The organism is Bacillus sp. P4_D3 (assembly GCF_056401855.1).
On the sequence record NZ_JBFUIN010000609.1, the window covers coordinates 1 to 1,886 of the forward strand.

Consider the following 1,886-nt stretch of genomic DNA (forward strand, 5'->3'; position numbering starts at 1 on the left):
CTAGTATTACAGCTAAAATAGGATGAACTTTTATTCTTCCTTCTTTCGCAGCTTCGATTATTTTAAATTGAGTATTTCGCAATATTCTCTCCTCCTAAACAAATAAATCACAACTGTTCTTAAATATATATATCCTTTCCCTTATACATACTTATTAATTAAAATGTTCTCAGTTTAGCATAAATCCAAATTAGGCATAATATATAAATAAAAGAGATGTCTTTGTGCCTTTTTGCTATAAAACCCCCTATTTTTTCTTGATTTTCCCAACACTTGCTATTTCCCACCATTTGTTGTAAGATAGTAATTAAGGTCAATTTAGTACTATATTTTCTTTGCATATTATCAAGTATCAATCAGGAATATTTTGTACTCCTTATGGATTTTTGATAATATGTGAACTTTTATTTTCAATCGAATAAGGCCGATCATATTGTAATCTTTTTAAATTTTAGGAGGCATTACCATGACATTAACAGGTAAAGTAAAATGGTTTAACAGCGAAAAAGGTTTCGGTTTCATCGAAGTTGCAGACGGTAGCGACGTATTCGTTCACTTCTCAGCTATCACTGGCGACGGCTTCAAATCTCTTGACGAAGGTCAAGAAGTTAGCTTCGAAGTTGAAGACGGTAACCGTGGACCTCAAGCTAAAAACGTTGTAAAGCTATAATTCAATCAATAAAAAGGTTGTTACCAGCTCGGTTAACAACCTTTTTAATATATAACTAAAAATTTTTACATAAAAGGAGTGGTTACATGTATCGCAATCGAAAGAACGATGTAGCAGAAGTACCACCAGAACAAACCCCTGTTTGGGAATGTGAATCAGAGGATTGTTTAGGATGGATGAGAAAGAACTTTTCATTTGAAGAAGAGCCTAAATGCCCTTTATGTAAAAGTAGTATGAAAAGTGGAGAACGTTTATTACCTAAAATAGGTTGATTTTTACAAGCCCCTCTTATTTTAAATAAGAGGGGCTTTTTTATTAATAATGAATATCCTCTACATCTGTTCGTACAATAGAATACATTAATGCATCGTGTTGTTTATTTCCTTGATGAATGTATCCACGTAACAGCCCTTCTTGTTGAAAACCTAATTTAGATAACATATTACACGAAGTTATATTTTCAGGATATGTRATAGCTCCAATTCTAAATAAACCTAAATCTCGAAATCCATACGTAATAATTTTTCGAGCAGCTTCAGAAGCATAACCATTCCCCCAATAACGAGGATGCAAATCATATCCAATCTCTGAGCGTTTACTCCAAAGTTGTAAATTATTTAATCCAATTGTTCCTACTAAAGTATTTGTGTCTTTTAATACAATCCCCCAACGCATTGCCTTTTTCTCAAAGTAATTTTTCGAAAAAGATTCAATCATACGTGAAGCTTGTCCAAACTCAGTAAAAGAATTCATACCGTAATAACACGTTACCTCATCCAATGAGAATATTTCATATATTTTTTGACAATAAGATTGTTCTATTTCAACTAAGCGCAAGCGTTCCGTTTCTAATATAGGAAATGCCATAACCATAGGATCACTCCTTTCTCTCTACTAATTTATTATAGCAGAAAAAGTATTTATAATTAGGAAAGTCCTCAATGTCCCACAAATCAAACATTTCTAGTGACGCTTTTCCTCATTTTCACTTACTAATGAAGCAAATGCACCCGTTCCAATATCAATAATCTTTTGCCTCTTATTTAATTGAATCATTTCTTTCGCTTCAAGAGTACTTGAGACTCCCACGACTAAAGTCGCAAGCCCGAATCCTTACGGATTTACGGGTGGGATTCTTGACTGACTAAGCGTTCGCAGTCCATTTCTGTTTTGAACAGCCTTCAAGATAAGGGCATCTCATTGCCCCTCCTAAACC

The 1,886-nt window shown here is 33.7% G+C and carries 4 protein-coding genes; 2 read left to right on the forward strand and 2 right to left on the reverse strand.

Going from position 1 to position 1,886, the window contains the following annotated elements; translation table 11 throughout:
* Positions 1-466 precede the first annotated feature (466 nt).
* Positions 467-670, forward strand: a complete 204-nt coding sequence (gene cspD / locus AC1DTM_RS24665) for a cold-shock protein CspD (RefSeq protein ID WP_002012849.1) — start codon at positions 467-469, stop codon at positions 668-670.
* Positions 671-756: 86 nt separating this feature from the next.
* Positions 757-942, forward strand: a complete 186-nt coding sequence (locus AC1DTM_RS24670; protein WP_000286202.1) for a cold-shock protein — start codon at positions 757-759, stop codon at positions 940-942.
* A 43-nt stretch (positions 943-985) separates the two neighbouring features.
* On the opposite strand, the gene AC1DTM_RS24675 is transcribed toward AC1DTM_RS24670, so the two are convergent.
* Both AC1DTM_RS24675 and AC1DTM_RS24680 read right to left on the reverse strand, forming a co-directional pair.
* Positions 986-1,537: a GNAT family N-acetyltransferase gene (locus AC1DTM_RS24675; RefSeq protein ID WP_088099078.1), complete on the reverse strand. Its 552-nt coding sequence runs from the start codon at positions 1,535-1,537 to the stop codon at positions 986-988.
* A gap of 96 nt (positions 1,538-1,633) precedes the next feature.
* A complete protein-coding gene (locus AC1DTM_RS24680; protein WP_267864942.1) occupies positions 1,634-1,759 on the reverse strand; it encodes a hypothetical protein in 126 nt (41 codons plus the stop codon).
* Between the last annotated feature and the right edge of the window lie 127 nt (positions 1,760-1,886).